Origin of the sequence: Sphingosinicella sp. (assembly GCF_041916975.1) — a bacterium.
Taxonomy (GTDB): Bacteria; Pseudomonadota; Alphaproteobacteria; order Sphingomonadales; family Sphingomonadaceae; genus Sphingosinicella.
This window is the reverse complement of record NZ_JAYRYK010000001.1, coordinates 3,164,539-3,188,677: the sequence shown is the minus strand read 5'-3', so window position 1 is coordinate 3,188,677 and position 24,139 is coordinate 3,164,539. Positions and strand designations below refer to the sequence as shown.

The following is a 24,139-nucleotide window of genomic DNA, read 5'->3' as shown; positions in this document are numbered from 1 at the left end:
ATCTGAGATACGCGGAAAACCGCCGGTTCGCAAAGTCCGGATTTACGTTACATCGAAGTTCAATCGATATTCGATATATTTTCGCTTAAATCTTCAAAAAACGGTGGGACGGGATTCGCGGTGGATTCGCAGAGCGGTGCGAGTCGCACTTCGCGATGAGGCAAGGGAGGGATGGGAGCAGTGGCAACACCCCGGATTCAGTCTGTGGACAGGGCATTCTCGTTGCTATCGCAGCTGGCGCTGAACGGCGGCTGCCAGAGCCTGCCGTCGATGGCGGCGGAGTGCGGGCTTTCGGTGGCGACGGCGCACCGCCTGCTCGCGACGCTCGAAACGCTGGGCGTGATCGTACACACCGCGCCCGGCGAATACCGGATCGGGATGGGCCTCGTCGATCTCGCGCGAACGGCGGCACCCGACAAGCTCCTCGCCGCTGCCGCAGAGCCCGCGCTGCGCCGGATCATCCAGACGCTGGGGCACACCGCGCACGTCGGTATGCTCGACGACGACTATATGGTCACTTACATCGCCAAGATGGCGCGCAAGTCGCATCGGATGCCGACGCAGATCGGCAGCCAGCTCGAAGCCTATTGCTCGGGCCTCGGCAAGGTGCTGCTCTCGGCGCTGCCGTGCCCGGAGCGCAGCGCCTATATCGCGGAAGGTCCGTTCGTGCCGCTCACCGTCAACACGATCACGGAGGCGGCGCAGCTCGCACGCGAACTCGAACAGGTCCGGCGCCAGGGCTATGCGATCGACGACTGCGAGATTTTCGATGACCTGCGCTGCGTCGCCGTGCCGATCACGGGGCGGAACGGCAAGGTGGTCGCCGCGCTTTCGACCTCCGCGCCCGCCTCAGTGTTCGCGCCTGCGGACCTTCCGGACATCGCGCGGGCGCTCGCCGAGCACGCGCGCGAGATCAGCCTCAAGCTCTATCCTGCCGCGTCCACCGCGCCCCGCGCGCACTGAAGCCTAAAGAAGGAACCGCCGCGTGACGGACATCCGCATCAAGATCATCGTGCCCGTTCCGCTGCCGCCGGAGGCCGTCGCGGGCTTCGCCGCGCAGATGCCGCCGGGCCTCGTGCGGCCGGGGATCGCCGTCGATTTCACCGGCATCCGCGCCGGCACCACCTGCCTCGATTCGCAGTTCGAAGCGACGCTCGCCGACGCCTTCTGCCTTGAAGCGGGTATCCGCGCCGAACAGGAAGGCTATGCCGCGATCTGCCTCAACAGCATGAGCGATTCCGGCCTCGCGGCGCTGCGCTCGCGGCTCAGCATCCCGGTCACGGGTCCGGGCCGCGCGTCGTTCCATCTCGCCGCCGATCTCGGCAAGCGCTTCTCGGTCGTCACCATGTGGCCGCGCTGGCGCTGGATTTACGACAAGCTCGCCCTTGAAACCGGGCTCGGTGACCGCCTCGCCTCGGTGCGCGACATCGGCATCCGCCCGGATACGCAGGAGCTTCTCTCCGGCAAGGAGGACTCGGTGTTCGCCCTGCTCGAAGCCGAATGCCGCAAGGCCATCGATGAGGACGGCGCCGACGTGATCGTGCTCGGCTCCACGACGATGCACCAGTCGCACCGCTACCTCAGCGAACGGCTGGAGGTGCCCGTGCTCAATCCGGGCCTCGTCGCCTACAAGCAGTGCGAGATGCTGCTCGATCTCGGCCTCAGCCACAGCAAGCGCACGTACATGCCGCCGGAAAACCCGGCCGACGACGTGCTGTCGGGCGTGCCCTCTGTCTACTGAGCGGTGAAGCTGTCCGCGTAGCGTTGGCGCAGTTCGGTCTTCACGACCTTGCCCATGGCGTTGCGCGGCAGTTCGGCAAGCACGTGGATCGCCTTCGGCTGCTTGAAGCGCGCGAGGTTCGCGGTGGCCGCCGCTTCCAGCGCGGCGACATCGAAGTCCGGTCCATCGACCGTTACCGCCGCGACCACCGCCTCGCCGAAATCGGGGTGCGGCACGCCGAACACGGCGACATCGACGACGCCCGCCACTTCGGCGAGCAGGATCTCGACCTCGGCCGGGTAGACGTTGAACCCGCCAGAGATGATAAGGTCCTTCGAGCGCCCGACGATGGTCACGCGCCCGTCCGCGTCCTTGCGCCCGGTGTCGCCGGTGCGGAAGAAACCGTCCGCATAGAAGCTCTCCGCAGTCGCCTCGGGGCGGCGCCAGTAACCCGCGCAGAGGTTCGGCCCCTTGATCTCGATCTCGCCGACCTCGCCCGCCGGGAGCGGCTTCCTGTCCGCATCGACAACGTTCAGCGACACACCCGGCAGCGGATAGCCGACGGTGCCCGCGATACGCCCCGCCTGCGCATAGGCGTTGGAGGTGATCATCAGCGCCTCGGTCATGCCGTAGCGTTCGAGGATGCGGTGGCCCGTGCGCGCTTCGAACGCTTCGAACACGGACGGCAGCAGCGGCGCAGAACCGCTGACGAACAGGCGGATCGTGCCGCAGGCATCGCGGCCGAATGCGGGCTCTGCGAGCAGGCGCGCGTAGAAGGTCGGCACGCCCATGAACACGCTCACCTGCCCCAGCCGCGCGAGCACGTCGGCGGCGTTGAACTTGGGCAGCATCACCAATGTCGCGGCGTTATAGAGCGCAAGGTGCAGCGCCACGAACAGCCCGTGCGCGTGGAACAGCGGCAACGCGTGCAGGATCGAATCGTCGGACGAGAACTGCCACGCCTCGTGCAGCGCAGCGACGTTGCTCGAAAGATTGCCGTGGCTCAGCATCGCGCCCTTCGGCCGCCCCGTGGTGCCCGAGGTGAACAGGATCGCGGCGAGATCGCTGGACGCAACCGGCTCGATCGAGAGGTCCGGCGCCAGCGACAGCGCGAGGTCGGGCAGCGACCCCGACCCGTCGGGTTCCAGCGTCACGCGCTTCACCGGCGCCGCGTCCTCGCCGGGCACCGGGGTCGCGGCGGCGTGGACGAGGAGCGCAGGCTCCGCGTCCTCGATCAGCAGCGCCACCTCGGCGGCGGTGTACGCCGCGTTCATCGGTACGAAGATCGCGCCCGACGCGAGCACGGCAAGATAGGTGTAGACGAACGATGGCGAATTCTCGGTCTTCACCATCACCCGATCGCCGCGCTTCACGCCAAGCGCGGCAAGCGCCGCGCGGTATCGCCCGACCATCGTGGGCAGTCCCGCGAAATCGATCAGCGGCGCATCACGCCAGACGATCGCGGGCTTCGCGCCGAACGCCGCCTGCCGGCCAAGGAAGATCGCGACCAGATTCTCAGACATGCCCTGTCCCTAGTAATGCCCATACGCCCGCTGGCCTTAGCCCCGAACGGGGGGCCAAGGCAAAGCGCGGTTCTCATTTTTAGTGATCAGTAGCGGACGCTCGCGGTCAGCGACCACTCGCGGCCCCGGTTGTAGACGCCTTCGAACGCCTGGATTGCGTCGACGGTGATGCCCGAGACAAGGTAGCGCTTGTCGGCGATGTTCTTCACGCCTGCCTGCAGGCCGAAGCGCTCGTCCGCCGACGTCCAGCCGAGGCTGGCGTTCACGAGATGATAGCCGCTCTGGGCAATCTCCGGCGTGTTGAACGTGTTGTTGTAGAAGCGGCTGCGCCACGACCAATCGACACGCGGCCGCAGCGTCGATCCGCCCGCCAGTTCGTGCTCGTAGGTGAGCGCCGCCGACAGCGTCCACTTGGAGACACGCTCGAAGGCGTTCTCGGGATCGATGAACGTCGTCGTCTCGTCGATGCTGTCATAAGAGGCGTCGGTGAGGCCCGCCGTGCCCTCAATGGTCAGCCCGGCGAGCGGCCGTGCCTGCATTTCAAGCTCGAAGCCCTTGATCGATGCGCTCGCCGCGTTCTGGAACACCGGCGCCACGCTGGTGAATACCTGCACCTGCATGTCCTTGTAATCGGTGTAGAACGCCGAGGCATTGAGCGTCAGCGCGCGGTCCGGCGTCTGGAACTTCACACCGAGTTCGTAGGCATCGACCTTCTCCGGCGAGAAGGATGGGATCGCCGCGACGGGATCGGTGATCGGCGTCGTCACGCCCGGGATGATCGGCGGGAACACGCGCTGGCTGAAGCCGCCCGACTTGAAGCCCCGCGACCACGTCGCATAGGTCATTAGCCCGTCCGCCACGTCATACGACAGGTTCACCATCGGCGTGATCTCGCTGAACTTCACCTTGGCGTTCACGTCAGGGAGCACGCGCGTGCCTTCCGCGAAGATCGGGCTGTCGAACGGCGCCCCGAGGAACGCGGCGCGGTTTTCGATGATGAACTGGTCGGGGTGGAAGGATTTCTCGTCCTCGGTGTAGCGCAGGCCCGCCGTGAGGCTGAAGCGCTCGCCGATCTTCAGCGTGCCTTGCCCGAAGAAGGCAAGGCTTTCGTTCTTGAAATCACCGCCCGACTGGAACTCGGAGATCGTGAACAGCAGCCGGTTGGTGTTGATGCCGCTTTCCTTGAAATAATAGGCGCCGAGAATCCAGTTCAGCCGCTCGTCGAAGTTCTTGCCGAGCAACTGGATTTCCTGGCTGAACTGCTTCTGCTTCAGCCGGTCGTAGAACTGCGCGATCACGGCGGGCGAGCCATCGCCGTCGCGCGCGAAGCTGCCGCTGAGGTGGCGGTATGCGGTGATCGACTTGAGATCGAGGCTATCAGAAAGTTCGAAGCTGTTGGTGAGGCTGAGACCCCACACGTCGGAACGCGAATAGGACGGTGCCGTCCCCGCATTGGTATCGGGGCCGAGCACGTAGCGGTTGTCGTAGCATCCCGCGACGGCAAGGTTGATCGGTGCGGCGGCGGTCGCGCAGGGCACCATGCCACCGCCGCTCATCACGTTCGCGATGATGTTGCTGATGTCGGCGAACGGTGGTGTGGCGGGGTCGATGGTGCGGCCGTAGTTGATGCCGATGAGGCTGATCGCCGGACCGTTCTCGCGCGCCGTGGTGCCGTCGAAGGCAAGGTCGGCGGTCCAGCCGTCGACGGGTTCGAGGCGTAGCGCGACGCGTCCGGCGAGGCGATCGGAATCGCCGAGCTTCTTGCCGTCGAACGTCCGCGTCACGTAGCCGTCCTGATTGAACCAGCCGACCGATGCGCGCAGCGCTGCGCGCGGGCCGAGCGGCAGGTTGAGCGAGCCCTTCAGCACGAAGAGATCATCGGTGCCGTAGGTCGCCGATCCAGACGCCTCGAATTCCTGCCCTGGTGCCTTGGTCGTCACCGAGATCGCGCCGCCGATCGTGTTGCGTCCGAACAACGTGCCCTGCGGCCCGCGCAGCACTTCGATGCGTTCGAAATCGACGAGATCGAGAATCGATCCGATCGAGCGCGCAACATACACGCCGTCGACATAGACCCCGACGCCGGGCTCGACCGTAGGCACGAAATCCTGCTGGCCGACGCCGCGAATATAGATCGTCGCGCTGTTGCTCGCGCCGCTGAACGCCGGGTTGTTCTGCAGCGTCAGGTTGGGCGTGATCTGGGCAATGCCCTCGGTCGTCTGGATGCCGCGCGCTTCAAGGCCGCGTCCGCTGAACGCGGTGATCGAGATCGGCGTTTCCTGAAGCGATTCCTCGCGTTTGCGCGCTGTGACGACAATGGCTTCGCCGAGTGCGGAGTCGCTCGCCGTATCGGGCGCATCCTGCGCGAGCGCGGGTTCGATGACTGCTGTGGTGGCAAGCAGGAAACAGGCAAGCGGATATCGCGATTTCATCATAGGTCACCCCCTCTGGTGTTGATATTTGTTTCTTGTTTTTTCGAATGAAGTTCAGGCCGCGGCGCGGGCGCGCGCGGCGAGGAAATCGTTTGCCGCCGCGGGATCGAAGTACCAGGGCGAGATCGATTTCGGATCGTTGAAGCTGTTCGCCATTTTGTGCGCGAGACCGGCATCGGATTCCGCGGTCTTCAAAATGCGCAGCATGTGCTCGGGCGGCGCCCCCAGCGTCATGTTGGTGTAGGCGACCGCCCAGCGTGCGTAGTCCCAATAACGCTCGAAAACAGTCGTCATCCATTCGTCATCGAACACCCCCGCATGGGCGTTGATCGCATCGAGATAAATCTTCGCGCCTTTGGATGCGTTGTTCGATCCCTGCCCCGTGATGGGATCATTGAGCACGAGCACATCGCCGAGGCCGAGCACGACGCGCCCGCTCGGCAGGCGGCCGACCGGATGTTTTACCGTGGGCGTCACCCGGCCGCGCAGTACGCCGCCTTCGTCGGTGAGTACGAGCTTCCCGTCGATGCGCTCCGCTTCCTTGGGGAAATAGGTGCGCAGCAGATGCTCGCTCACCGCCAGATGATCGGCGGGGGTGCGTACATCGTCCCAGCAATCCATCGGACCGCCCGGCACGCATTCGATCGTGAAGATGTCGCACGCGCCGCTCAGCGTCAGGCCCGGGAAGGTTACGAACTCGCCGATGCCGGGATTGATGTTGATGCTGATCGCCGGGCCGCCTTCGCGCGGCAGCATCGGCTTCACGTAGGTAAGCGCGAGCACGCGCATCGGCTGCGTGTAGGGCGAGCGCGACGGATCGCGCGCGAAGAGCTGTCCGATCGGCCCCTTGCCGGACGCGACGACGACGAGGTCGTGCTCCAGCGTGAGCGCCTCCAGCGTTTCGATGTCGGCGTCCTCGTAGCGCAGCGTGCCGCCCAGCGACTCGAAATGCGCCATCCAGCGCGGCATCTTCACGCGCTGGTCGATCGACTGGCCCGGCACGTCCATCGCGCCTTCCCAGCGCAGCATCTGGTTACCCGCACCATCGCCGATCCACATGGAGGCCGCACCGTACTGCGGGCTGCCGTGCTCCCAGAAATCGATGCCGAGTTCGCGTTCGAGCGCGAGCGCCATGCCGTACATCGACTGGCTCGACGTGACGGTGCCGTCCGCGATCTGCTGACCCGTGCGATTGGACAGCACCGTCACTTCGTGGCCGCCGTGCAGCAGCCCGATCGCAAGGTGCAATCCGCCCTGCCCCGCGCCCACGATCGCGATCCTCGCCATAGTCCCTCCCGACATCCCGAATTGGCCGATGCGGAAAGACTAGAAACATGGGAGCCGCCCACAATCCGCTGGCGGCAACGACTATCCGGTGCGTGCAAGCGGCGCTGGGAGCGTCAGTTCATCCGGCCGGTGCGGTGGCGGCGCAGCGTGTCGCGCGGGGTTTCGCCGAAGCGCTCGCGGTACTGCGCGGCGAAGCGGCCGAGGTGTTCGAAGCCCCAGCCGAGCGCGATGCGCGTGACGTTGGCATCGACGCCGCCGTCCATCAGGTCGCGGCGTACGCGGTCCATGCGGATGTCGCGCAGCAGCTGCAGCGGCGCGATGCCGAGCGTGCGCTTGAACTGATGGTAGATCGTCCGCACAGGCGCGCCTGCGACTTCCGCCAGCATCGCCATGTCGATCGGCTCGTCGGCGTGGGCGGCGAGATAGTCGCGCACGCGCGTGACGAGGCGTGGTTCGGTGCCGTCGATGGCGCCTGCGAACTCTTCGGAGCGGTCGTGCGGCTGCGTGAACAGTAGTGTGCTCATCAGGCTGTTCTCCAGATGCGCCGCAAGGAGCGGCGGCAGCGCCGCACCGCCGAGCTTGCTCGCGCAGCGCAGGCCCGACTTGATCTGGTCGAGCAGCATCTGGCCGGCGATGCCCGAAAGGTCCATCTCCGGGCGCAGGTATAACGGCTCGCGCAGCGGGCGGCCGACGCAGCCCTCCACGAAGCGCTCGAAGCGGACGCGGTCGTAGCGCAGCACCACCTTCGTGCAGGCGGCATCCCAGTGCATCCTGAGCGGCGCGGCGGGATGCTGCACCGAAGCGCGTCCGGGTTCGATCACCGCATCGTCGCGCCCGAAGCTGATGCGCGCCTTGCCGCGCGTCGGGATCTGCACAAGGTAGAAATCCTGAAGCACGCCCGGTTCCACGATCACGTCCGCGCCGTAGCGCATGATCGCCAGCGCCACACCGCCGAGGCGGATGTGATCCAGCTCGGCGTCCAGAGGCTGCGCGCGGTTCAGCACGCTGAGGCTGTGGCCGCAGAACACGTCGGCCACGTGCGATTGCACCTCGTCCCGGTCGGTGGAAGCGAAGCGGCTATGGGCGGCGAGCGGGCTCATCTCGCACAGCGCGAGCAGCCCCGGATCAGGTGACGCTGTCATCGGCGGACTTTCGGCGATGTCGATCCGCGCCCTCCACGCGGACGCCGCAGCTTATTGAAGAGCGCTTCCCTCCGTCAATCGCGCGGCGGTCTTGCGCGGAGCGGACAATCGGCGTCGCCGGCCGGATAGCGGCCCCGATTCTCACCATCTACGAATCGCGGCCCAGTGATCAGGTGAGGACGGACATGCAGACAGACGATTTCCGCCGGGGAATGCGCCGGCTCGCCGGGGCCGTGACGATCGTGACGGCGGGCAAAGGCGAGGACGCGGGCGGCCTCACCGCCACGGCGGTCTGCTCGCTGACGGCAGAGCCGCCGCGCCTCCTCGCCTGCCTGAACAGCGGCGGCGCGACGTTCGACATCCTGCGCCGCCACGGCCGGTTCTGCGTCAACCTCGTCGGCAGCGGCGACCGCGCCGCTGCGGAGGTTTTCGCGGGCATCGGCGCGGCGCCGGGCGATCGCTTCGCCGCCGGGGCGTGGGTGCGCACGACGGACCGCGCGCCGCGGCTCGCTTCGGCGCTCGCCGCGTTCGAATGCAGCGTGCACAGCATCACCATGCTTGCGACGCACGGTCTTGTCATCGGCGATGTGGACGCCGTTCACATCACGGGCGCCGACGATCCGCTACTCTACCACGAAGGCCGGTTTGCACGCCTCGCCGTGCCCGACATAGCCTAAACGCGCGTTTTCGGTCACAATCGGGATTGACGCAGGCCCACCCCGGACGGGAGGATGGGCCTCCATGATCAACCTGCGTCACATCGAGATTTTCCACGCCGTTTACAGCAACGGGTCCGTCAGTGCGGCCGCGCGCGCGCTCAACGTCTCACAGCCATCGGTGACGAAGGTGCTGCGCCATGCCGAGATGCTGCTCGGCTTCCCATTGTTCGAGCGTGCCAAGAGCGGACTGGTGCCCACCGAAGACGCGCACACGCTGTTCGCCGAGGTCGCCGAGATCCAGACGCGCGTCTATTCGCTGCGGCAGGCGAGCCAGAACCTGCGGCACGGACGCGGCGGCACGCTGCGCGTCTCCGCCCTTCCCTCGCTCAGCCTCAGCGCGCTGCCGGACGCCGTCGCCCGCTTCCTCCGCGATCACGAGGGCGTCAGCTTCGATCTGCAGACGGTCCACCACGACGACATGGTCCGCAAGCTCTACGAACGCGAGACGGACATCGTCGTCAGCTACGAAGTGCCGCCCGCCGCGCCCGTCTCCCACCGCTGGCTCGGCGAGGGCGAACTCGTCGTGCTCTACCGGGAAGCGGACATGCCGGACGCGCCGCCGCGCATCCCGCTTGAGATGCTGCGGGACCGGCCGTTCATCAGCCCGATCCAGAGCGGCCCCATCGGCCGGCTCCTCTCCGCCGAACTTCAGCGCGTGGGCGTCGAACTGAACGAGATCGTCTCGGCGCGGACCTTCTACATCGCATCCGCACTGGTGAAGGCGGGTGTCGGCATGACGATCGTCGATAATTTCACGGCGGAAGCCGCCAGGGCGCCGGGCCTCGCCTTCCGTCCGATCCAGCCTTCACTGGCGTTCGACATCCACGCCGTCCACCTGCAGAACCGCCCACCCTCCGGCCTCGCGACAGCGTTTCTGAAGGTGCTGAGCGAGGTCATTGAGGCCCTATAGACCCGCGTTATAGGGGTGACGGCGCTTGATATGAAGCCGGGCGCGCGCCTCGCGTCTATCGCATCCAGGCAACAGATTGCATGGCAAAAAGGTGCGCGATGATCCCCAGTCCCTATTTCCTCTATCTCGGTCATTCGAACGACGAGATCGGGATCAAGACCTCGCGCGGACTCGCGGTTTTCCGCCGCGAAGACTGCGTCGGCGAGTTTCGCCACGATGATTGCGGCCTCACACTCGGCCTTCCCCGCCTGACCATCGAAGAGGCCGTCGCGGCGGGCGCGAAGACGCTCGTGCTCGGCATCGCGAACGCGGGCGGCACGCTCGGCGAGGATCTGGTGCAGGATGCGCTCGCCGCGATCGAGGCGGGCCTCAACATCGCATCGGGCCTCCACCAGCGCCTGCGCGACGAGCCGCGCCTCGTTGCCGCCGCGCAGGCGAAGGGCGTTTCCCTGTTCGACGTCCGCGATCCGGCGCCCGACCTTCCCGTCGGCAACGGTGCCCGCCGCGCAGGCAAGCGTCTGCTCACCGTCGGCACGGACTGTTCGGTGGGCAAGATGTACACGACACTCCACCTCGCCCGCGCGCTGCAGGCGCGCGGCGTGCCCGCCGATTTCCGCGCGACCGGCCAGACCGGCATCCTCATCGCGGGCGACGGCGTTCCGCTCGATGCCGTGGTCGCGGACTTCATCTCGGGCGCGATCGAGCACATCTCCCCCGCACGCCACGACGGCGGCTGGGATCTCATCGAGGGCCAGGGATCGCTGTTCCACCCCTCGTTCGCGGGCGTCACCACCGGGCTGCTGCACGGTGCGCAGCCCGACGCGCTGGTGCTGTGTCACGAGCCGAATCGCCCGCACATGCGCGGCCTGCCGCACTATCAGCTGCCAAGTCTTGCCGATTGCCTCGAAGCGAACCTGCGCACTGCACGCCTTACCAACCCCGATGTGAAAGCCGTCGGCATCGCGCTCAACACCTCCAAGATGACGCCGGAGGCGGCTGCGAAGCTTTGCGCCGAAACGTCGGACGCTTTTGGCTTGCCTTGCGTCGATCCGGTCACCATGGGCGTGGAACCCATCATCGACCGGATTCTCACATGCGAAGCCTGATCGCCCGCAGCGACAATTTCCCGCTGGTCGCCCCGTTCCGCATCTCGCGCGGGGTGAAGACCGCCGCCGACGTCGTCACCGTGGAAATCGCCGCGGAGGGCCACTTCGGGCGCGGCGAGGGCGTGCCCTATCCACGCTACGGCGAGACGATCGAAAGCGCGCTCGCCGCGATCGAGAGCGTGCGCGGCGCGATCGAAGCCGGTGCGGGGCGCGCCGAAATCAATGCGCTGATGCCGCCGTCCGCCGCCCGCAACGCCGTCGATTGCGCGCTCTGGGATCTCGAAGCCCGGCTCGCCGGAAAGAGCGTCACCGCGCTCATCGGCCGTGCGCCGGTTGGACCGACGCCGACCGCGCTCACGGTCAGCCTCGATACCCCCGAAGCCATGGGCGCCGCCGCGCTGAAGCTCGCGGACGTGCCGCTCGTCAAAGTGAAGGTCGATCGCAGCGACCCCGCGGCGCAGATCAGGGCCGTGCGCGCCGCCGCGCCGAAGCCGAAGCTCATCGTCGATCCGAACGAAAGCTGGACGATCGCCGAGGTGCGGGATCTGCAATCGCTGCTCGTCGACCTCCGCATCGATCTGCTGGAGCAGCCGCTTCCCGCCGCCGAAGACGCCGCGCTCGAAGGCTTTCGCTCGGCGGTGCCGATCGCCGCAGACGAATCCGCGCACGTCGCCGGGGATCTCGATGCGCTCATGCAGAAATACCAGGTCATCAACATCAAGCTGGACAAGACAGGCGGGCTCACCGCCGCGCTTGAGCTCGCCGATGCTGCGCGCGCAAAGGGCATGGGGCTGATGACCGGGTGCATGATCTGCTCGTCGCTCAGCATTGCGCCCGCGCTCATTATCGCTGCAGACGCGGCGTTCACCGATCTCGACGGCCCGGTCTGGCTGGCAAACGACCGCGCGGGCGGCGTTACCTGCTCCAACGGCATTCTGACACCGCCCTCTCCTACGCTATGGGGCGGTGCATAGCCTCTCGTTATATGTATACAAACGCATACAATGGCCTGTCCGCTTTTCTTTCCCATGCTGCACCTGCACAGTCGGATCGGCGGATAGGGACAGCAAGCGAGGGGGGCGCGATGGGTGTTCGAGGGCTGAAGCGCAAGGTGCGCACGGCGATGGCCGCGACGGCGTTCACGGCAATGCCGCTCCTCGCAGCCTCCGCTGCCGAAGCCGATCTCGTTCTCAAGGGCGGCACCATCTACACCGGCGCTGCTGCGGCCTTTGTTGGCGATGTCGCGATCACCGGTGACCGCATTTCCTACGTCGGCAAAAAAGCCCCCGGCAGAGCAAAGCGCGTGATCGATGCGAGGGACCTGATCGTCGCCCCGGGCTTCATCGATACGCACACGCACGTGAACGGCATGATCGCGGGCGATGACGCCGCCGAGCGGCTCGTCCTGCCGTTCCTGATGCAGGGCGTCACTACGGCGTTCATCGGCAACGACGGCTACGGCGATCCGGACACGGCGAAGGTTCTGGGCAGCGCGGCGGTGCGACCGGTCGGCATCAACTATGCCGCATACGTTGGCTTCGGCGCCGTTCGCACGAAGGTCGTGGGGCAGGATGACCGCGCGCCGACAGCGACCGAACTTTCCGAAATGAAAACGCTCGTCGCCTCGGCGATGTGCAGCGGCGCGCTCGGCTTTTCGACCGGGTTGTTCTACGCACCGCAGAGCTTCGCGAAGCTGGATGAGGTGATCGCGCTGGCCAAAGAAGCGGCAACGCGCGGGGGCATCTACGACAGCCACATTCGCGACGAATCGAGCTACACGATCGGGCTCTCGGCTGCGATCGACGAAGCCATCACCGTTGGGCGTGAAGCGGGATTGCCCGCCCACATCGCACACATCAAGGCGCTCGGCGTCGATGTGCATGGCCAGGCGCCTGCGATCATCGCGAAGATCGAGGCGGCGCGCGCCGCCGGACAGATCGTTCACGCCGATCAGTATCCGTGGTCGGCATCCGGCACCGGGCTCTCGGCATCGCTGCTGCCGCGCTGGGCGGAAGATGGCGGGCGCGCGGCGATGCTGAAACGCTTCGACGAGCCGGAAACGCTTGCACGCCTCCGCCCCGAAATGCGCGAGAACCTGCGGCGGCGCGGCGGCGCCGCTTCGCTGCTGATCACCTCCGGGCCGGACGATCTTGTCGGCAAGACGCTCGAAGCGATCGCGAAGGAAAGCGGCGTCGAACCCATTGAGGCCGCAATCGCCATATTGAGGCGCGCGCCAGCGGGCGTCGCGTCGTTCAACCAGAGCGAGGCCGATATCGCCGCGTTCATGAAGCAGCCGTGGGTGATGACCAGCTCGGATGCCTCCACCGGCCATCCGCGCCTTTACGGCTCCTATGCGCGGAAATACGAGACGTACGTGAAGACGAACAAGGTCATCCCGCTCAGGGACTTCATCGAACGCAGCACCGCCCTGCCTGCGGACGCATTTTCGCTCCAGGGCCGCGGCAGGCTGACGCCCGGCGCGTTCGCCGATGTGATCGCTTTCGACCCCGCAACCTACGCGCCTCGTGCCGATTTCGCGCAGCCCGCGCTGTTCGCGAAGGGCGTCCGCACGGTCATCGTCAACGGCAAGGTCGCGGTGGAGGACGGCGCACCCACGGGCGTCGCCGCGGGCCGGGGATTGCCGCGCACGCCCAAAGCGGGAGCCTGCTCATGACGCTCATCCGCGCATGGTTCGGCATCGCGCTTTGGAAACGGGTACTCGGCGGGCTCGCGCTCGGCGTCGCCTTCGGCCTGCTGTGGCCTGCGGCAACCGATTCGGTCGCGATCCTGGGCGACCTGTTCATCCGCCTTATTCGGATGCTCGTCGTTCCGATCGTGTTCGTCACGATCGCGTCGGGCGTATCCTCGCTCGGCGATCCGAAGCGGCTCGGCTCGGTCGGTGGGCGGACAATCGGCCTGTTCGCGGTGCTGACCGGCATCGGTGTTGCGATCGGCATGGTGCTCGCGCTCATCGTGGAGCCGGGGATCGGCGCCGATCTCGGCAGTGCGGAGCCTCGTCCGCTCGGCGATCCGAAATCCACATATGATCAGCTCGTCGGCATCGTTCCCACGAACGTGTTCGAAGCACTGGTGGCGGGCGACATGCTCGCGATCATCTTCTTCTCGCTCATGCTCGGCATCGCCACGATCCTTGCCGGCGAGGCCGGAAAGCCGGTGGCATCGCTCCTGCAATCGGCGGCAAGCGTACTGTTCCAGATGATCCGCGTCGTCATGGAAACGACGCCCTTCGGCGTCTTCGCGCTGACGGCAGGCGCCATCGCGGCGAACGGCCTTGCCGTCTTCACCAACATCGGCCTGCTCGCGCTCTGCGTGGCGCTCGGCGCGCTCTTTCAGATGGGGGTCGTGCACAGCGTGATCGTGCGGAGCATCGCGCGTGTGCCGCTGCCGTTTTTCTTCCGCGGCATCATCGATGCGCTCGCGGTCGCCTTCTCGACCGCCTCGTCTTCGGCAACGCTGCCGGTGTCGCTGCGTGTCGCGCGCGAGAATCTCGGCGTGCCGACGCCCATCGCCTCGACCGTGCTGCCGATCGGCGCCGCCATCGGGAAGGACGGCACGGCGATGTACGTCGGCCTGCTCAGCCTGTTCAGCCTTCAGGCGCTCGGGATCACGCCGAGTGCAGATATGCTGGTCATCATCTTCCTCACGGCCGCACTTGCCGCGTTCGGCACCGCACCGATCCCGTCCGCCTCGCTGTTCATGCTCGCCGCGGTGCTGAACGCCGTCGGCGTCACAACCGAGCAGGCTGCGCTCATCGTCGGGTTCATCCTGCCGTTCGATCGGCTGCTCGACATGATGCGCACGGTGCCGAGCGCCTGCGCCAACCTCGCTGCTGCGACGACGGTTGCACACTGGGAGGGTGAGCTGGGCAGCACGTCCCCCACGCGGGAAACCGTCTAGACTTCAGGCATTCAGCCAGCGGAACGGTAGCGGCGCCTCGCGGAAGGCGAAACGGTCGAGGTGGCTTGCCAGCACGTCCTTCATCCGTTCGAGGACGGCGGGATCGTCGGCATCCAGAACTACGGCGAGGGCTTCCGGTTCTGCGGTCATGATGACCGTCGCTTCGGGGAACGTGATCCGGCCCTGCGCCTTGTCGAAGCTCACGTCGAACTTGTGGCTCCAGTGCTTGCAGAGCTGCTGCATGTAGCGGCTGCCGTTCGTGGTCGGAACGGCGGCGGTTGCGCTCGCCATGTTCAGAGTCTTTCGATCTTTTGCGCAGCCTCGTCGATGATGCGCGCGGCTTCCAGCATCGCCTCGCGGTCGGCGCCGCGATCCCACATGCGGCCCTTGAGTACGGACCCGAGGTTCATCATCGCGCGCCAGACCGGCGCGGCGTCGGCGCGGGTGTTCGCCTCGCCCGCCGCGTCGAGCCGTTCGAGGAGGGCGTTCAGCTCCTCGCGGCGCTCGTCGAGGTGCGCCTTGCCCTTCGCCGTGACCGCATAGAGTTTCCGGCTGCCGTCGGCGCGCTCCTCGGCAAGCTCCATGTCGGAGAGCAGCGTCAGCGTCGGGTAGACGACGCCCGGGCTCGGCGCATAGGCGCCGCCGGTGCGGGCCTCGATCGCTTCGATCATCGCGTAACCGTGGAGCGGCGCTTCCTCGATCAGGGAGAGCAGCAGCAGTTGCAGCTCGCCCGCGCCGAGTCGGCGGCGGCGATGGCCGCGTCCGTGCTCGTCGCCTTCCATTGCAGCGCCGAGGCCGGCGAGGGCTTCGGCAAAGCCGCCCCAACCGCGACGACCGCGCCACCGCGGGTGGTGGCCATGTCTGTGTTCTCTCATATCTTCGATACCTTTCGACTCATTATATTGACTCTAAGATATATCTTAATGCATCGAATGCAAGATGCTTTTGGATGAGAGCCTGATCGTTTGAGGTGAGAGCGCACCGCGCTTTCCCCTCAAACGATCAGGCTCTAAAGTCCGCGCCTCATGCCCGATCTCTTCGCCAAGGAGTCTCCGCGCCCCGACGCGCGGCCTGCCGCCGACGCACCGCTTGCCGAGCGGCTGCGGCCGCGTGCGCTGGATGAAGTCGTGGGGCAGGAACACCTGACCGGCCCGGAGGGTGCGATCGGGCGGATGGTGGCGGCGGGGAAGCTTTCGAGCATCATCTTCTGGGGGCCGCCCGGAACCGGCAAGACCACGATCGCGCGCCTGCTCGCCGACGCGGTGGGCCTGCGCTTCGTGCAGATCTCGGCTGTGTTCTCGGGCGTCGCCGATCTGAAGAAGGCGTTCGCCGAGGCGCGCGAGTACGCGAAGATCGGGCAGAAGACGCTGCTGTTCGTGGACGAGATTCACCGCTTCAACCGCGCGCAGCAGGACGGCTTCCTGCCCTTCGTGGAGGACGGCACGGTGACGCTGGTCGGCGCCACCACCGAGAACCCGAGCTTCGAACTCAACGCCGCGCTCCTTTCGCGCTGCCAGGTGCTGCTCGTCCACCGGCTCAATGAAGCGGCGCTCGAAGAGCTGCTGAAACGCTCGGAAGCCGATTTCGGCCGCCCCCTCCCCCTCACGCCCGAAGCGCGCGAGGCGCTCCTCCATTCGACGGACGGCGACGGGCGCTTCCTGCTGAACCAGATCGAAACGCTGATGTCGGTGCACCTCGACGCGCCGCTTGATCCTGCTGGCCTGCGCGACCTGCTGCACCGCCGCGTCGCCGTGTACGACAAGGACCGCGAGGGGCATTACAACCTCATCTCCGCGCTCCACAAATCGCTGCGCGGGTCCGATCCGCAGGCGGCGCTCTATTATCTCGCGCGAATGCTGACGGCGGGCGAAGAACCGCTCTACGTGCTGCGCCGCCTCGCACGGTTCGCGAGCGAAGATATCGGCCTTGCCGACCCGCAGGCGCTCATCCAGTGCATGGCCGCGAAGGACGCTTACGACTTCCTCGGCTCCCCCGAAGGCGAACTCGCGATCGTGCAGGCCTGCCTCTACTGCGCGACCGCGCCCAAATCGAACGCCGCCTACGTGGCGCAGAAGGCGGCGTGGCGGAGCGCACGCGAAACAGGATCACTGATGCCGCCTGCGAACATCCTGAACGCGCCGACCAAGCTGATGAAGGACATCGGCTACGGCAAGGGCTACGCCTACGATCACGATGCCGAAGGCGGCTTTTCGGGCGACAATTACTGGCCTGACGAAATGCAGCCCGAAACCTATTACCGCCCCACCGAACGGGGTTTCGAGAAGCGTGTCAGCGAGCGGCTGGCCTGGTGGGAGGAACGCCGTGAACGCCGGAAATAGCCTTGTCGCAGCATTGATGCTGCTGAGCAGCGCGGCGGTGGCAGCGGATGCCGATCCCTACACGCGCGCGCTTGCCGCCGGTTACAAGGCGCAGTTCGTTTGCAGCGGCGTGTTCAGCGCCGGGCGCACGCCCGAGGCGATCGACCGTTATGAGCTTGCCGGCACGCAGGAGAATGTCGCGCCGCTGCTCGCGACCCTTGAAGCGCGCATCGACGAGACGGCGAAAACGGTATCGGTGACGTTCGACCCCGCGCTGCCGCCGCGCATCGCGGCATGGCGCCCATGGCTCGGCTGCACCGGCCTGCCGATCGGCGCGACGACCGTGAACTTACCAACGCTCTCCGTGTCCCCGCCGCAGTTCATCCGCGCACCCGATTGGCCCTATGGCGATGTCGGCGCCGAGGCGAAGCCGAAGGGCAACGCCAAGGCACTTGCCGCCGCTATCGACGCGGCGTTCACGACATCGAGCACGACCGGCGTCGTCATCGTGCAGCGCGGCCGCATCGTCGCCGAGAAATACGCCGAAGGCTTCGGACAGCACGTGCCGCAGCGCACATGGTCCGCCGCCAAGAGCATGACCGGAACGCTGATCGGCGTTGCCGCGCACAAGGGCCTGATCGACCCCGCGAAACCCGCGCCGGTTCCCGAATGGCAGGCGCCCGGAGACCCACGCGCCGCGATCACCACGGACAATCTGCTGCGCATGGCATCAGGCCTCCACAGCGACTTCGCGGGCAACCGCACCGACGCGATCTATTTCGGCGGCACGCATGTCGACGAGAATGTGCCCGGACAGGCGCTGGAAGCCAAGCCGGGCACACGCTTCCGCTATGCCAACAACGACACGCTGCTCGCCGCCTATGGTCTGCGCGCCGCGATTGGCGACGACGCGAAATACAATGCCTTCCCGTTCACCGAGCTGTTCTGGAAAATCGGCATGACGCACACGTTTGCGGAAACCGACTGGCGCGGCAATTTCATCCTCTCCTCGCAGGTCTGGTCGACGGCGCGCGATTTCGCGCGGCTCGGCCTCCTGTACCTGAACGACGGCGTGTGGAACGGCGAGCGCCTGCTACCCGAGGGCTGGGTCCGCTACGTCAGCACGCCTTCGGGGCCGCAGCCGGGCGACGAAGGTGTCGGCTACGGCGCGACCTTCTGGCTTCTGAACACGCGGGACGACATCCCGAAGGACACGTTCGGCGCCTTCGGCAACCGCGGCCAGTTCATCGTGATCGTACCGAGCCGCAACATCGTGATCGTGCGCCGCGGCGAGGATCACGCGGGCACGCGCTTCGACATCGCGGGCTTTGCCGCATCCGTGCTGAAAACCCTGAAATGAGCCTCGACTGGGACAGTGTCGCCGCGTTCGCGGTGACGTTGCCCGGCGCGGAACGTTCCACGAGCTACGGCCAGCCCGCCGTGAAGGTGAACGGCCGCGCGTTCGTGAACACCGGACACGAGCCGGGCTCCTTCTGCCTGCAGATCGACATGGACACGGTGCTGATGCTGAAGGAAACCGAGCCCGCCACCTATTGGCAATCGCCGCACTATGAAGGCTGGCCTGCCGTGCTGGTTCGCTTTGAGACGGACGACCCCGAGCGCGTGCACGCCATGATCGAACGCGCCCACGCATGGCAGGCGGGCAGGCCCAAACCGCGCAGCAGGAAAAAGGCTTGAGCCGTTTCGCGCGTTTCGCCGCGATTGACTGGTCCGGCGCGAAAGGCAGCCGCCACAAGGGCATCGCGGTCGGCATCGCCGAGGCGGGTGACGCGCCGCCCCGGCTGGTGAAGCCCGGCCATGTCTGGTCCCGCACGGAGGTGCTGGACTGGATCGCGGCGCTTGCCGACGGCCCGCCAACACTCGTGGGCATGGATTTCAGCTTCGCGCCGCCGTTCGTCGCGCGCGGCGCCTATCTGCCGGGAGATAGCGCGCCGGATGACGCACGGAGCTTCTGGGCCTTCGTGGACACCGCCTGCGACGATGAAGACCTTGGCGCCGCATCCTTCCTCGAACGCAGCTTCCGACGGCATTTCTATTTCGGCAAGGCGGACGGCACGAAAGCCGATTTCATGCATCTTCGCGTCTGCGAAGACGCGTTCAACGCGGGCGGCGGCGGCAAGCCTTCCACCGTGTTCGATGCGATCGGTGCGGCGCAGGTGGCGAAGGCGAGCTTCGCGGGGATGCGCCTGCTGCATCATCTCGCCGGGCGCGTGCCGGTGTGGCCGTTCGATCCACCGCCCGCCGAAGGCTCGCTGCTCGTCGAGATCTATTGCCGCGCTTTCATTCGCCTTTCCGGCGGGCGCGGGCTCAAGCTGCGCAGCCTTGCCGATCTCAACACGGCGCTTGCCGGGCTCGGCGCGCGGCCGATGCGCAGCCGCAGGCCGCTGAACGACAATCAGACCGACGTTCTCGTGGCGGCGGCGGGTCTGCGCGCCGTTGCGGACAACACCGCATACTGGAGCCCGGAAACCCTCGATGCGGCTGTCGCACGCACCGAGGGCTGGACGTTCGGCGTACTCTAAGACCGTCGGCGTCGCGCCATGCCGAGCGCTGCGACCCCGATGCCGAGGAGACCGAGCACGCCCGGTTCTGGAATCGCAGTCGTTTCATCTTCCGTCGTGAGGCGGAACAGATCGAAGGTCCACGCCTGGCTTGTGGCGTGCAGCGGTTCGTTGCGCAGGCGAATGCCGAGGCTGGTCCAACCGTCGGTAATCGCCTGGTTGAACCATGTCGTGATGTCGGCGCTGATCACCTCGCCGACCGAAAGGCCGGCCGTGGCGAAGCTCATCACAAAGGCCACCGTGGGCGCTTCGAAGTCCGAGAGATCCTCGGTGTTGTTGCCCTGGTAAATCTCGATGTCGATCGTACCATCGAACGGCGTGTCGTTTTCGCCGACGAAAAGCCCGCCCGCCTTGAACACGTTGAACGTCACGAAGGCGGCCGGCGATGCGGCGAGGCCCGTGAGATCATACTCCGAAAGACCGCGCACCTCCTCCGTCGAATAGCGACCGACCTCGGCTTTGCCGGCCGGATTGCCGAAGGCGCCGCCGGTGTTCGAATGGAAATGCGTGCCGACGCTGAAATCATCGCCAGCACTGGCAACGGCAAATGTAAATCCATCCGCGATCAAGGCAGCCTGTACCGGAAGTGAAACGAAAGACAGGGCAAAAGCAATAGAAAGAGCAGCGGCGACTCGTTTCATGTTTACCTCCCGTAATAAAAATCCATTCTCCCAACAGGATGATTTTAAGCAATATTTATACCAACAAGATTTTCTGATTATTTTCTTTTATTTGGCGTTTCACGATCGTTATATTCATAAATTTCTGTAATGTATTCCGACGATTATTTGTGACGTATTCGAAATGGCCGGAAGCCGAAGAAGCGCCACAACAAGGGTGGACGGATGCCGACCTATGGCTCAGAAGCGCGGGCCATGATTCAACATTTCCTGATCGTCGGAATCGGGGGCGCTGCGGGCGCAATGCTCAGGCATGGCGTCGGCATGGCGTCGCTGCGCCTCATGGGGCCGAGCTTCCCTTGGGCGACGCTGATCGTGAACGTCGGCGGCGGACTTCTGATGGGGCTGCTTGTCGGCATCCTCGCGGAGCGCGGCGGCAGCGAGCCGTTGCGTCTGCTGCTCGGCGTCGGCGTGCTCGGCGGGTTCACGACCTTCTCGGCCTTCTCGCTCGACGTCGTGGCGATGCTGGAGCGCGGCGCGGCGCTGACCGCAATCGGTTACGTGACGGCTTCGGTCGCGCTTTCGATTGCCGCGCTTTTCATCGGAAAGACGCTGGTATGAGTGAGAACGACAGCGACGGCGTCCGCCAATTCACCGTCGGCGAGGACGACGACGGCATCCGGCTCGACCGCTGGTTCAAGCGGCACCTGCCCGACACCAGCTTCACCACCGTCGCCAAGTGGGCGCGCACCGGCCAGCTGCGGCTGGACGGCAAACGCGCGCAGCCGGGCGACCGGATCGAAACCGGCCAGAGCATCCGCGTGCCCCCGGCCGAAGCGGCGGCGCCGACGATCATGTCGGTGAAGAAGCCTGAACGCCGGGCGCTGACGGACGACCAGATCGAGTTCGCGCAGAGCCTCGTCATTTACCGCGACGAGTACGCGATCGTGATCAACAAGCCCGCGGGCCTCGCCACGCAGGGCGGCACGAAGATGACCGAGCATGTCGACGGTCTGCTCGATGCGCTGATGTTCGATCGCACCGACCGGCCGAAGCTTGTCCACCGGCTCGACAAGGATACGAGCGGCGTGCTGCTCCTCGCGCGGACGGCGCGCGCGGCGGCGCATTTCTCGAAGGCGTTCGCGGGCCGCACGGCAAAGAAGCTCTACTGGGCGATCGTGATGGGCGTGCCCGATATCCGCGACGGCATGATCGAGCTGCCCATCAGCAAGCAGCCGGGCACCGGCGGCGAGAAGATGCATATCGATGAAGCCGGGGGGCAGCGCGCCGTGACGCGCTATCGCCGCATCGAGCGTGCTGCCAGCCGGGCGGCATGGCTGGAGATGCAGCCGCTCACCGGCCGCACGCACCAGCTTCGCGTTCACGCCGCCGCGATCGGCCATCCCATCGTCGGCGATGCGAAATACGGCGGCAAGGAAGCGTTCCTTTCGGGCAGCGTCTCACGCAAGCTGCACCTGCACGCGCGGCGGCTGGTGATCGAGCTTCCGGGCGGCAAGATGCTCGACATCAAGGCCGATCCCGCGCCGCACTTCGCCGAAAGCCTCGCCACCATCGGCTTCGACGCCTCGATCGGCGACCTTCCGCTTGAAGAAGAACTCGTCGATCCCGGCGCCGAAGAGCGGAAGGCCCGGCACAAGGCGCGCGACGCCCGCCGCGAGCGCCGCGATACGCACCGCAGCCGCCGGGGCAGCGGACGCGTCGCGCCCAAACGGGGCAAGAAATGACGCTCCGCCTCGCGATCTTCGATTGCGACGGTACACTCGTCGACAGCCAGGCGAACATCATCGACTGCATGGCCGATACCTTCGCGAAGCACCGCCTCGATGAGCCGGACCGGCATGCCGTGCGGCGTGTTGTTGGCCTGTCTCTCGCCGAGGCGATGGCGGTGCTGCTGCCGGATGCGGAAGCAGACTTTCACGACCGGCTCGCGGAGGACTACAAGCTCGCCTTTCAGGGCCGGCGCGCGAACGGCGGGCTTGCGGCCGAGCCGCTATATCCTGGGGTTCGGGACGGGCTCATCCAGCTTGAACGCAGCGGCTGGCTGCTCGGCGTCGCCACGGGCAAATCCGACCGGGGCCTCGCGATCACACTGATGCACCACGAAATTCACGGCCGCTTCGTCACGCTGCAGACGGCGGACCGGCACCCTTCCAAGCCGCACCCGTCGATGATCCAGACGGCGATGGCGGAAACCGGCGCGCGGGCAGAAGACACGGTGATGATCGGCGATACCGTGTTCGACATGGAAATGGCTGTGGCAGCGCGTACGCGCGCGATCGGCGTCGATTGGGGCTATCACGAGGCGCATGAGCTGACCGCCGCGGGCGCGCGGCATGTCGTCGCCGATTTCGGCGCGCTGATCGCCGAGCTGGAGCGGCAGGCGTGAACGATCCGGCGAAGAACCGCTGGATCCTGCTGAACGTTCTGCGCGTGGGCGGGCTGATTTTCATGGGCGTTGGCCTGCTCATCTGGCGCAAAGGCATCGGCGGCTTTCAGGACGAGCTGATCGGGAAAGCCATCTTCCTCATCGGCCTGCTTGAAACGCTGATCATCCCCGCGCTGCTGCGCCGGGCGTGGCGCAGCAAGGATACAGGCGGCAAGTGAAGCGGTTCTACACGGCGGTTGCCGCCGTTCCCGAAGACGGCGCGTGGCGGATCACGCTCGACGGGCGCCCGGTGCGGACGCCGAAGCGCGCGTTCCTCTCCCTGCCGACCGCCGCGCTCGCCGCCGCGGTCGCCGAGGAATGGGACGCGCAGGGCGGTAGCATCGCGCCCGCGACGATGCCGATGACCGGCCTTGCCAACGCGGCGATCGATCACGTGCTGCCGGACCCGAAGGCGTTCGCGGCGGGCCTCGCGGCCTATGCGGAATCCGACCTTGTCTGCTACCGCGCCGATGCGCCCGCCGACCTCGCGGCGTGTCAGGCGGAAGCGTGGGATACGTTCGTGACCTTCGCACGCACGCGTTACGATGCCGCACTGCGCGTGACGGACGGTATCGCGCACATCGCGCAGGACGCGACGGCAGTCCAGCGCCTTGCCGCTGCGCTTCAGGGCATGGACGCCTACAGGCTCGCCGCGATGCAGCCTCTCGTCACCATCGCAGGCTCGCTTGTCATCGCGCTGGCGCTCGCCGAGGGCGAAGTCGATGCGGAAGCGGCGTTCGCCGCGGGGCATCTCGACGAGCTGTATCAGGCCGAAAAATGGGGCGACGATGCCGAAGCGACGGCCGCGCGCACCGCGCGCCGTGCCGCGTTCGACGCCGCCGCCCGCTTTCTCAGCCTGCTGGATGCGACTTCGGCAGGAACCACTTCGCGAGGATGAACCCCGCGACGACGAGCGAGATCAGGTCGGTCACCGCCACGTAGAGTGTGAACGGCCAGTCCGCGCCGAACCAGATCGGCTCACCCAGCCGGGAGAAGACGACGACCGCGAGGCTTGCCGCCACCACGATCCCCATCCGTTCCCCGAAGTTCCAGATCTTCGGCGCGACGCGCAGCAGCAGGAGGCCAAGCAGGAAGGCCGAGACCACCATGTGGACGAAGCCCTTCACCATCACCATCGGGTCCATCATCTCGGATCCCTGCAGGTTCACGCGCAGCATCGCCGTCGGCCCGGCGCGGTGCGCCGCCATCGCCGCCTCGTCCTCGCCCATCGGAATGAAATAGGTGCCGCTCGCAGGCAGCGCCTTCAACGCCTCCTGCACCGCCACCTGCGTTTCGAAAGGTGCTGTCTTGTAGGCGTTTGAGAACAAAGGCGTACCGAAGAACACAAAGCCGATCAGGAACATTGCAACGGCAGCGACGAGGCTGCCGACGAGCAGTCTGCCCATATCTCCCTCC

The 24,139-nt window shown here is 66.3% G+C and carries 25 protein-coding genes; 17 read left to right on the top strand and 8 right to left on the bottom strand.

All coding sequences use genetic code 11. The annotated features are described in order from the left end of the window. Window positions 1-180 precede the first annotated feature (180 nt). Both ACE3TJ_RS15170 and ACE3TJ_RS15165 read left to right on the top strand, forming a co-directional pair. Window positions 181-963 carry an IclR family transcriptional regulator gene (locus tag ACE3TJ_RS15170; protein ID WP_374597582.1) on the top strand — a complete coding sequence of 261 codons (783 nt, stop codon included), beginning with the start codon at window positions 181-183 and terminating at the stop codon, window positions 961-963. A gap of 22 nt (window positions 964-985) precedes the next feature. After that, window positions 986-1,741: an aspartate/glutamate racemase family protein gene (locus ACE3TJ_RS15165; protein WP_374597580.1), complete on the top strand. Its 756-nt coding sequence runs from the start codon at window positions 986-988 to the stop codon at window positions 1,739-1,741. Here the strand turns inward: ACE3TJ_RS15165 and ACE3TJ_RS15160 are convergent. The 4 genes from ACE3TJ_RS15160 to ACE3TJ_RS15145 all read right to left on the bottom strand — a co-directional run bounded on the left by ACE3TJ_RS15160 (window position 1,735) and on the right by ACE3TJ_RS15145 (window position 8,104). Then, the gene (locus ACE3TJ_RS15160; RefSeq protein ID WP_374597578.1) at window positions 1,735-3,243 is read right to left on the bottom strand and encodes an AMP-binding protein; all 1,509 of its coding nucleotides are present in this window, start codon (window positions 3,241-3,243) and stop codon (window positions 1,735-1,737) included. The genes ACE3TJ_RS15165 and ACE3TJ_RS15160 overlap by 7 nt on opposite strands. An 86-nt stretch (window positions 3,244-3,329) precedes the next feature. Further along, on the bottom strand, window positions 3,330-5,678 hold the full coding sequence (locus ACE3TJ_RS15155) for a TonB-dependent receptor (RefSeq protein ID WP_374597576.1): 2,349 nt from the start codon (window positions 5,676-5,678) through the stop codon (window positions 3,330-3,332). Window positions 5,679-5,729: 51 nt separating this feature from the next. Beyond that, window positions 5,730-6,962 carry a styrene monooxygenase/indole monooxygenase family protein gene (locus ACE3TJ_RS15150; RefSeq protein WP_374597574.1) on the bottom strand — a complete coding sequence of 411 codons (1,233 nt, stop codon included), beginning with the start codon at window positions 6,960-6,962 and terminating at the stop codon, window positions 5,730-5,732. Window positions 6,963-7,075: 113 nt separating this feature from the next. Beyond that, a complete protein-coding gene (locus ACE3TJ_RS15145; protein WP_374597572.1) occupies window positions 7,076-8,104 on the bottom strand; it encodes an AraC family transcriptional regulator in 1,029 nt (342 codons plus the stop codon). Between the two features lie 185 nt (window positions 8,105-8,289). On the opposite strand from ACE3TJ_RS15145, the gene ACE3TJ_RS15140 reads away from it, so the two are divergent. The 6 genes from ACE3TJ_RS15140 (at window position 8,290) to ACE3TJ_RS15115 (ending at window position 14,757) form a co-directional block, all read left to right on the top strand. After that, complete coding sequence (locus ACE3TJ_RS15140; protein WP_374597570.1) at window positions 8,290-8,781, top strand: flavin reductase family protein; 492 nt, start codon at window positions 8,290-8,292, stop codon at window positions 8,779-8,781. A gap of 67 nt (window positions 8,782-8,848) precedes the next feature. Continuing rightward, window positions 8,849-9,733: a LysR family transcriptional regulator gene (locus tag ACE3TJ_RS15135; RefSeq protein WP_374599427.1), complete on the top strand. Its 885-nt coding sequence runs from the start codon at window positions 8,849-8,851 to the stop codon at window positions 9,731-9,733. Between the two features lie 98 nt (window positions 9,734-9,831). Beyond that, complete coding sequence (gene dgcN, locus ACE3TJ_RS15130; RefSeq protein ID WP_374597568.1) at window positions 9,832-10,839, top strand: N-acetyltransferase DgcN; 1,008 nt, start codon at window positions 9,832-9,834, stop codon at window positions 10,837-10,839. Then, window positions 10,827-11,813, top strand: a complete 987-nt coding sequence (gene dgcA, locus ACE3TJ_RS15125) for an N-acetyl-D-Glu racemase DgcA (RefSeq protein ID WP_374597566.1) — start codon at window positions 10,827-10,829, stop codon at window positions 11,811-11,813. The genes dgcN and dgcA overlap by 13 nt, the downstream gene beginning before the upstream one ends. Before the next feature lie 110 nt (window positions 11,814-11,923). Continuing rightward, window positions 11,924-13,513: an amidohydrolase family protein gene (locus ACE3TJ_RS15120; protein ID WP_374597564.1), complete on the top strand. Its 1,590-nt coding sequence runs from the start codon at window positions 11,924-11,926 to the stop codon at window positions 13,511-13,513. Next, window positions 13,510-14,757, top strand: coding sequence for a dicarboxylate/amino acid:cation symporter (locus tag ACE3TJ_RS15115; RefSeq protein WP_374597562.1), 1,248 nt, complete (start codon window positions 13,510-13,512; stop codon window positions 14,755-14,757). Before ACE3TJ_RS15120 ends, ACE3TJ_RS15115 begins: the two co-directional genes overlap by 4 nt. Window positions 14,758-14,760: 3 nt before the next feature. Here the strand turns inward: ACE3TJ_RS15115 and ACE3TJ_RS15110 are convergent, their stop codons facing one another. Both ACE3TJ_RS15110 and ACE3TJ_RS15105 read right to left on the bottom strand, forming a co-directional pair. Next, window positions 14,761-15,048 carry a DUF2218 domain-containing protein gene (locus tag ACE3TJ_RS15110; RefSeq protein ID WP_374597560.1) on the bottom strand — a complete coding sequence of 96 codons (288 nt, stop codon included), beginning with the start codon at window positions 15,046-15,048 and terminating at the stop codon, window positions 14,761-14,763. A gap of 2 nt (window positions 15,049-15,050) precedes the next feature. Then, entirely contained in the window at window positions 15,051-15,632 is a 582-nt protein-coding gene (locus ACE3TJ_RS15105) for a PadR family transcriptional regulator (protein WP_374597558.1), read from the bottom strand. Between the two features lie 150 nt (window positions 15,633-15,782). Here ACE3TJ_RS15105 and ACE3TJ_RS15100 point away from each other — a divergent pair, with 150 nt between their 5' ends. Genes ACE3TJ_RS15100 through ACE3TJ_RS15085 form a run of 4 tightly spaced genes read left to right on the top strand, consistent with a single transcriptional unit; the run spans window position 15,783 to window position 19,618 of the window. Next, window positions 15,783-17,096 (top strand): replication-associated recombination protein A, encoded by a 1,314-nt coding sequence (locus ACE3TJ_RS15100; protein ID WP_374597556.1) that lies wholly within the window; start codon window positions 15,783-15,785, stop codon window positions 17,094-17,096. Next, a complete protein-coding gene (locus ACE3TJ_RS15095) occupies window positions 17,080-18,435 on the top strand; it encodes a serine hydrolase domain-containing protein (protein ID WP_374597554.1) in 1,356 nt (451 codons plus the stop codon). The genes ACE3TJ_RS15100 and ACE3TJ_RS15095 overlap by 17 nt, the downstream gene beginning before the upstream one ends. Beyond that, the gene (locus ACE3TJ_RS15090; protein ID WP_374597552.1) at window positions 18,432-18,773 is read left to right on the top strand and encodes an MmcQ/YjbR family DNA-binding protein; all 342 of its coding nucleotides are present in this window, start codon (window positions 18,432-18,434) and stop codon (window positions 18,771-18,773) included. Before ACE3TJ_RS15095 ends, ACE3TJ_RS15090 begins: the two co-directional genes overlap by 4 nt. Continuing rightward, on the top strand, window positions 18,770-19,618 hold the full coding sequence (locus ACE3TJ_RS15085; RefSeq protein WP_374597550.1) for a hypothetical protein: 849 nt from the start codon (window positions 18,770-18,772) through the stop codon (window positions 19,616-19,618). The genes ACE3TJ_RS15090 and ACE3TJ_RS15085 overlap by 4 nt, the downstream gene beginning before the upstream one ends. Here the strand turns inward: ACE3TJ_RS15085 and ACE3TJ_RS15080 are convergent. Beyond that, on the bottom strand, window positions 19,615-20,298 hold the full coding sequence (locus tag ACE3TJ_RS15080; RefSeq protein WP_374597548.1) for a PEP-CTERM sorting domain-containing protein: 684 nt from the start codon (window positions 20,296-20,298) through the stop codon (window positions 19,615-19,617). The genes ACE3TJ_RS15085 and ACE3TJ_RS15080 overlap by 4 nt on opposite strands. Before the next feature lie 234 nt (window positions 20,299-20,532). Between ACE3TJ_RS15080 and crcB the strand changes: the two genes are divergently transcribed. The 5 genes from crcB to ACE3TJ_RS15055 are packed head-to-tail and all read left to right on the top strand — an operon-like array spanning window position 20,533 to window position 23,621. Next, window positions 20,533-20,898 carry a fluoride efflux transporter CrcB gene (crcB, locus tag ACE3TJ_RS15075; RefSeq protein ID WP_374597546.1) on the top strand — a complete coding sequence of 122 codons (366 nt, stop codon included), beginning with the start codon at window positions 20,533-20,535 and terminating at the stop codon, window positions 20,896-20,898. Next, the gene (locus ACE3TJ_RS15070) at window positions 20,895-22,022 is read left to right on the top strand and encodes an RluA family pseudouridine synthase (RefSeq protein ID WP_374597544.1); all 1,128 of its coding nucleotides are present in this window, start codon (window positions 20,895-20,897) and stop codon (window positions 22,020-22,022) included. The genes crcB and ACE3TJ_RS15070 overlap by 4 nt, the downstream gene beginning before the upstream one ends. Beyond that, window positions 22,019-22,684 carry an HAD-IA family hydrolase gene (locus ACE3TJ_RS15065; RefSeq protein ID WP_374597542.1) on the top strand — a complete coding sequence of 222 codons (666 nt, stop codon included), beginning with the start codon at window positions 22,019-22,021 and terminating at the stop codon, window positions 22,682-22,684. Before ACE3TJ_RS15070 ends, ACE3TJ_RS15065 begins: the two co-directional genes overlap by 4 nt. Next, window positions 22,681-22,902, top strand: a complete 222-nt coding sequence (locus ACE3TJ_RS15060; RefSeq protein WP_374597540.1) for a hypothetical protein — start codon at window positions 22,681-22,683, stop codon at window positions 22,900-22,902. The genes ACE3TJ_RS15065 and ACE3TJ_RS15060 overlap by 4 nt, the downstream gene beginning before the upstream one ends. Beyond that, window positions 22,899-23,621, top strand: a complete 723-nt coding sequence (locus ACE3TJ_RS15055; protein ID WP_374597538.1) for an ATP12 family chaperone protein — start codon at window positions 22,899-22,901, stop codon at window positions 23,619-23,621. The genes ACE3TJ_RS15060 and ACE3TJ_RS15055 overlap by 4 nt, the downstream gene beginning before the upstream one ends. Here ACE3TJ_RS15055 and ACE3TJ_RS15050 read toward each other — a convergent pair. Next, window positions 23,575-24,129, bottom strand: coding sequence for a hypothetical protein (locus ACE3TJ_RS15050; protein WP_374597536.1), 555 nt, complete (start codon window positions 24,127-24,129; stop codon window positions 23,575-23,577). The genes ACE3TJ_RS15055 and ACE3TJ_RS15050 overlap by 47 nt on opposite strands. Between the last annotated feature and the right edge of the window lie 10 nt (window positions 24,130-24,139).

Bases quoted from the DNA above. Each gene is read 5' to 3' on its own strand.
- dgcA (WP_374597566.1), top strand. From the start codon at position 10,827: ATGCGAAGCCTGATCGCCCGCAGCGACAATTTCCCGCTGGTCGCCCCG.
- ACE3TJ_RS15110 (WP_374597560.1), bottom strand. From the start codon at position 15,048: ATGGCGAGCGCAACCGCCGCCGTTCCGACCACGAACGGCAGCCGCTAC.
- ACE3TJ_RS15155 (WP_374597576.1), bottom strand. From the start codon at position 5,678: ATGATGAAATCGCGATATCCGCTTGCCTGTTTCCTGCTTGCCACCACA.
- ACE3TJ_RS15070 (WP_374597544.1), top strand. From the start codon at position 20,895: ATGAGTGAGAACGACAGCGACGGCGTCCGCCAATTCACCGTCGGCGAG.
- ACE3TJ_RS15080 (WP_374597548.1), bottom strand. From the start codon at position 20,298: ATGAAACGAGTCGCCGCTGCTCTTTCTATTGCTTTTGCCCTGTCTTTC.
- crcB (WP_374597546.1), top strand. From the start codon at position 20,533: ATGATTCAACATTTCCTGATCGTCGGAATCGGGGGCGCTGCGGGCGCA.
- dgcN (WP_374597568.1), top strand. From the start codon at position 9,832: ATGATCCCCAGTCCCTATTTCCTCTATCTCGGTCATTCGAACGACGAG.
- ACE3TJ_RS15065 (WP_374597542.1), top strand. From the start codon at position 22,019: ATGACGCTCCGCCTCGCGATCTTCGATTGCGACGGTACACTCGTCGAC.
- ACE3TJ_RS15145 (WP_374597572.1), bottom strand. From the start codon at position 8,104: ATGACAGCGTCACCTGATCCGGGGCTGCTCGCGCTGTGCGAGATGAGC.
- ACE3TJ_RS15120 (WP_374597564.1), top strand. From the start codon at position 11,924: ATGGGTGTTCGAGGGCTGAAGCGCAAGGTGCGCACGGCGATGGCCGCG.
- ACE3TJ_RS15105 (WP_374597558.1), bottom strand. From the start codon at position 15,632: ATGAGAGAACACAGACATGGCCACCACCCGCGGTGGCGCGGTCGTCGC.
- ACE3TJ_RS15050 (WP_374597536.1), bottom strand. From the start codon at position 24,129: ATGGGCAGACTGCTCGTCGGCAGCCTCGTCGCTGCCGTTGCAATGTTC.
- ACE3TJ_RS15115 (WP_374597562.1), top strand. From the start codon at position 13,510: ATGACGCTCATCCGCGCATGGTTCGGCATCGCGCTTTGGAAACGGGTA.
- ACE3TJ_RS15150 (WP_374597574.1), bottom strand. From the start codon at position 6,962: ATGGCGAGGATCGCGATCGTGGGCGCGGGGCAGGGCGGATTGCACCTT.
- ACE3TJ_RS15160 (WP_374597578.1), bottom strand. From the start codon at position 3,243: ATGTCTGAGAATCTGGTCGCGATCTTCCTTGGCCGGCAGGCGGCGTTC.
- ACE3TJ_RS15090 (WP_374597552.1), top strand. From the start codon at position 18,432: ATGAGCCTCGACTGGGACAGTGTCGCCGCGTTCGCGGTGACGTTGCCC.
- ACE3TJ_RS15140 (WP_374597570.1), top strand. From the start codon at position 8,290: ATGCAGACAGACGATTTCCGCCGGGGAATGCGCCGGCTCGCCGGGGCC.
- ACE3TJ_RS15100 (WP_374597556.1), top strand. From the start codon at position 15,783: ATGCCCGATCTCTTCGCCAAGGAGTCTCCGCGCCCCGACGCGCGGCCT.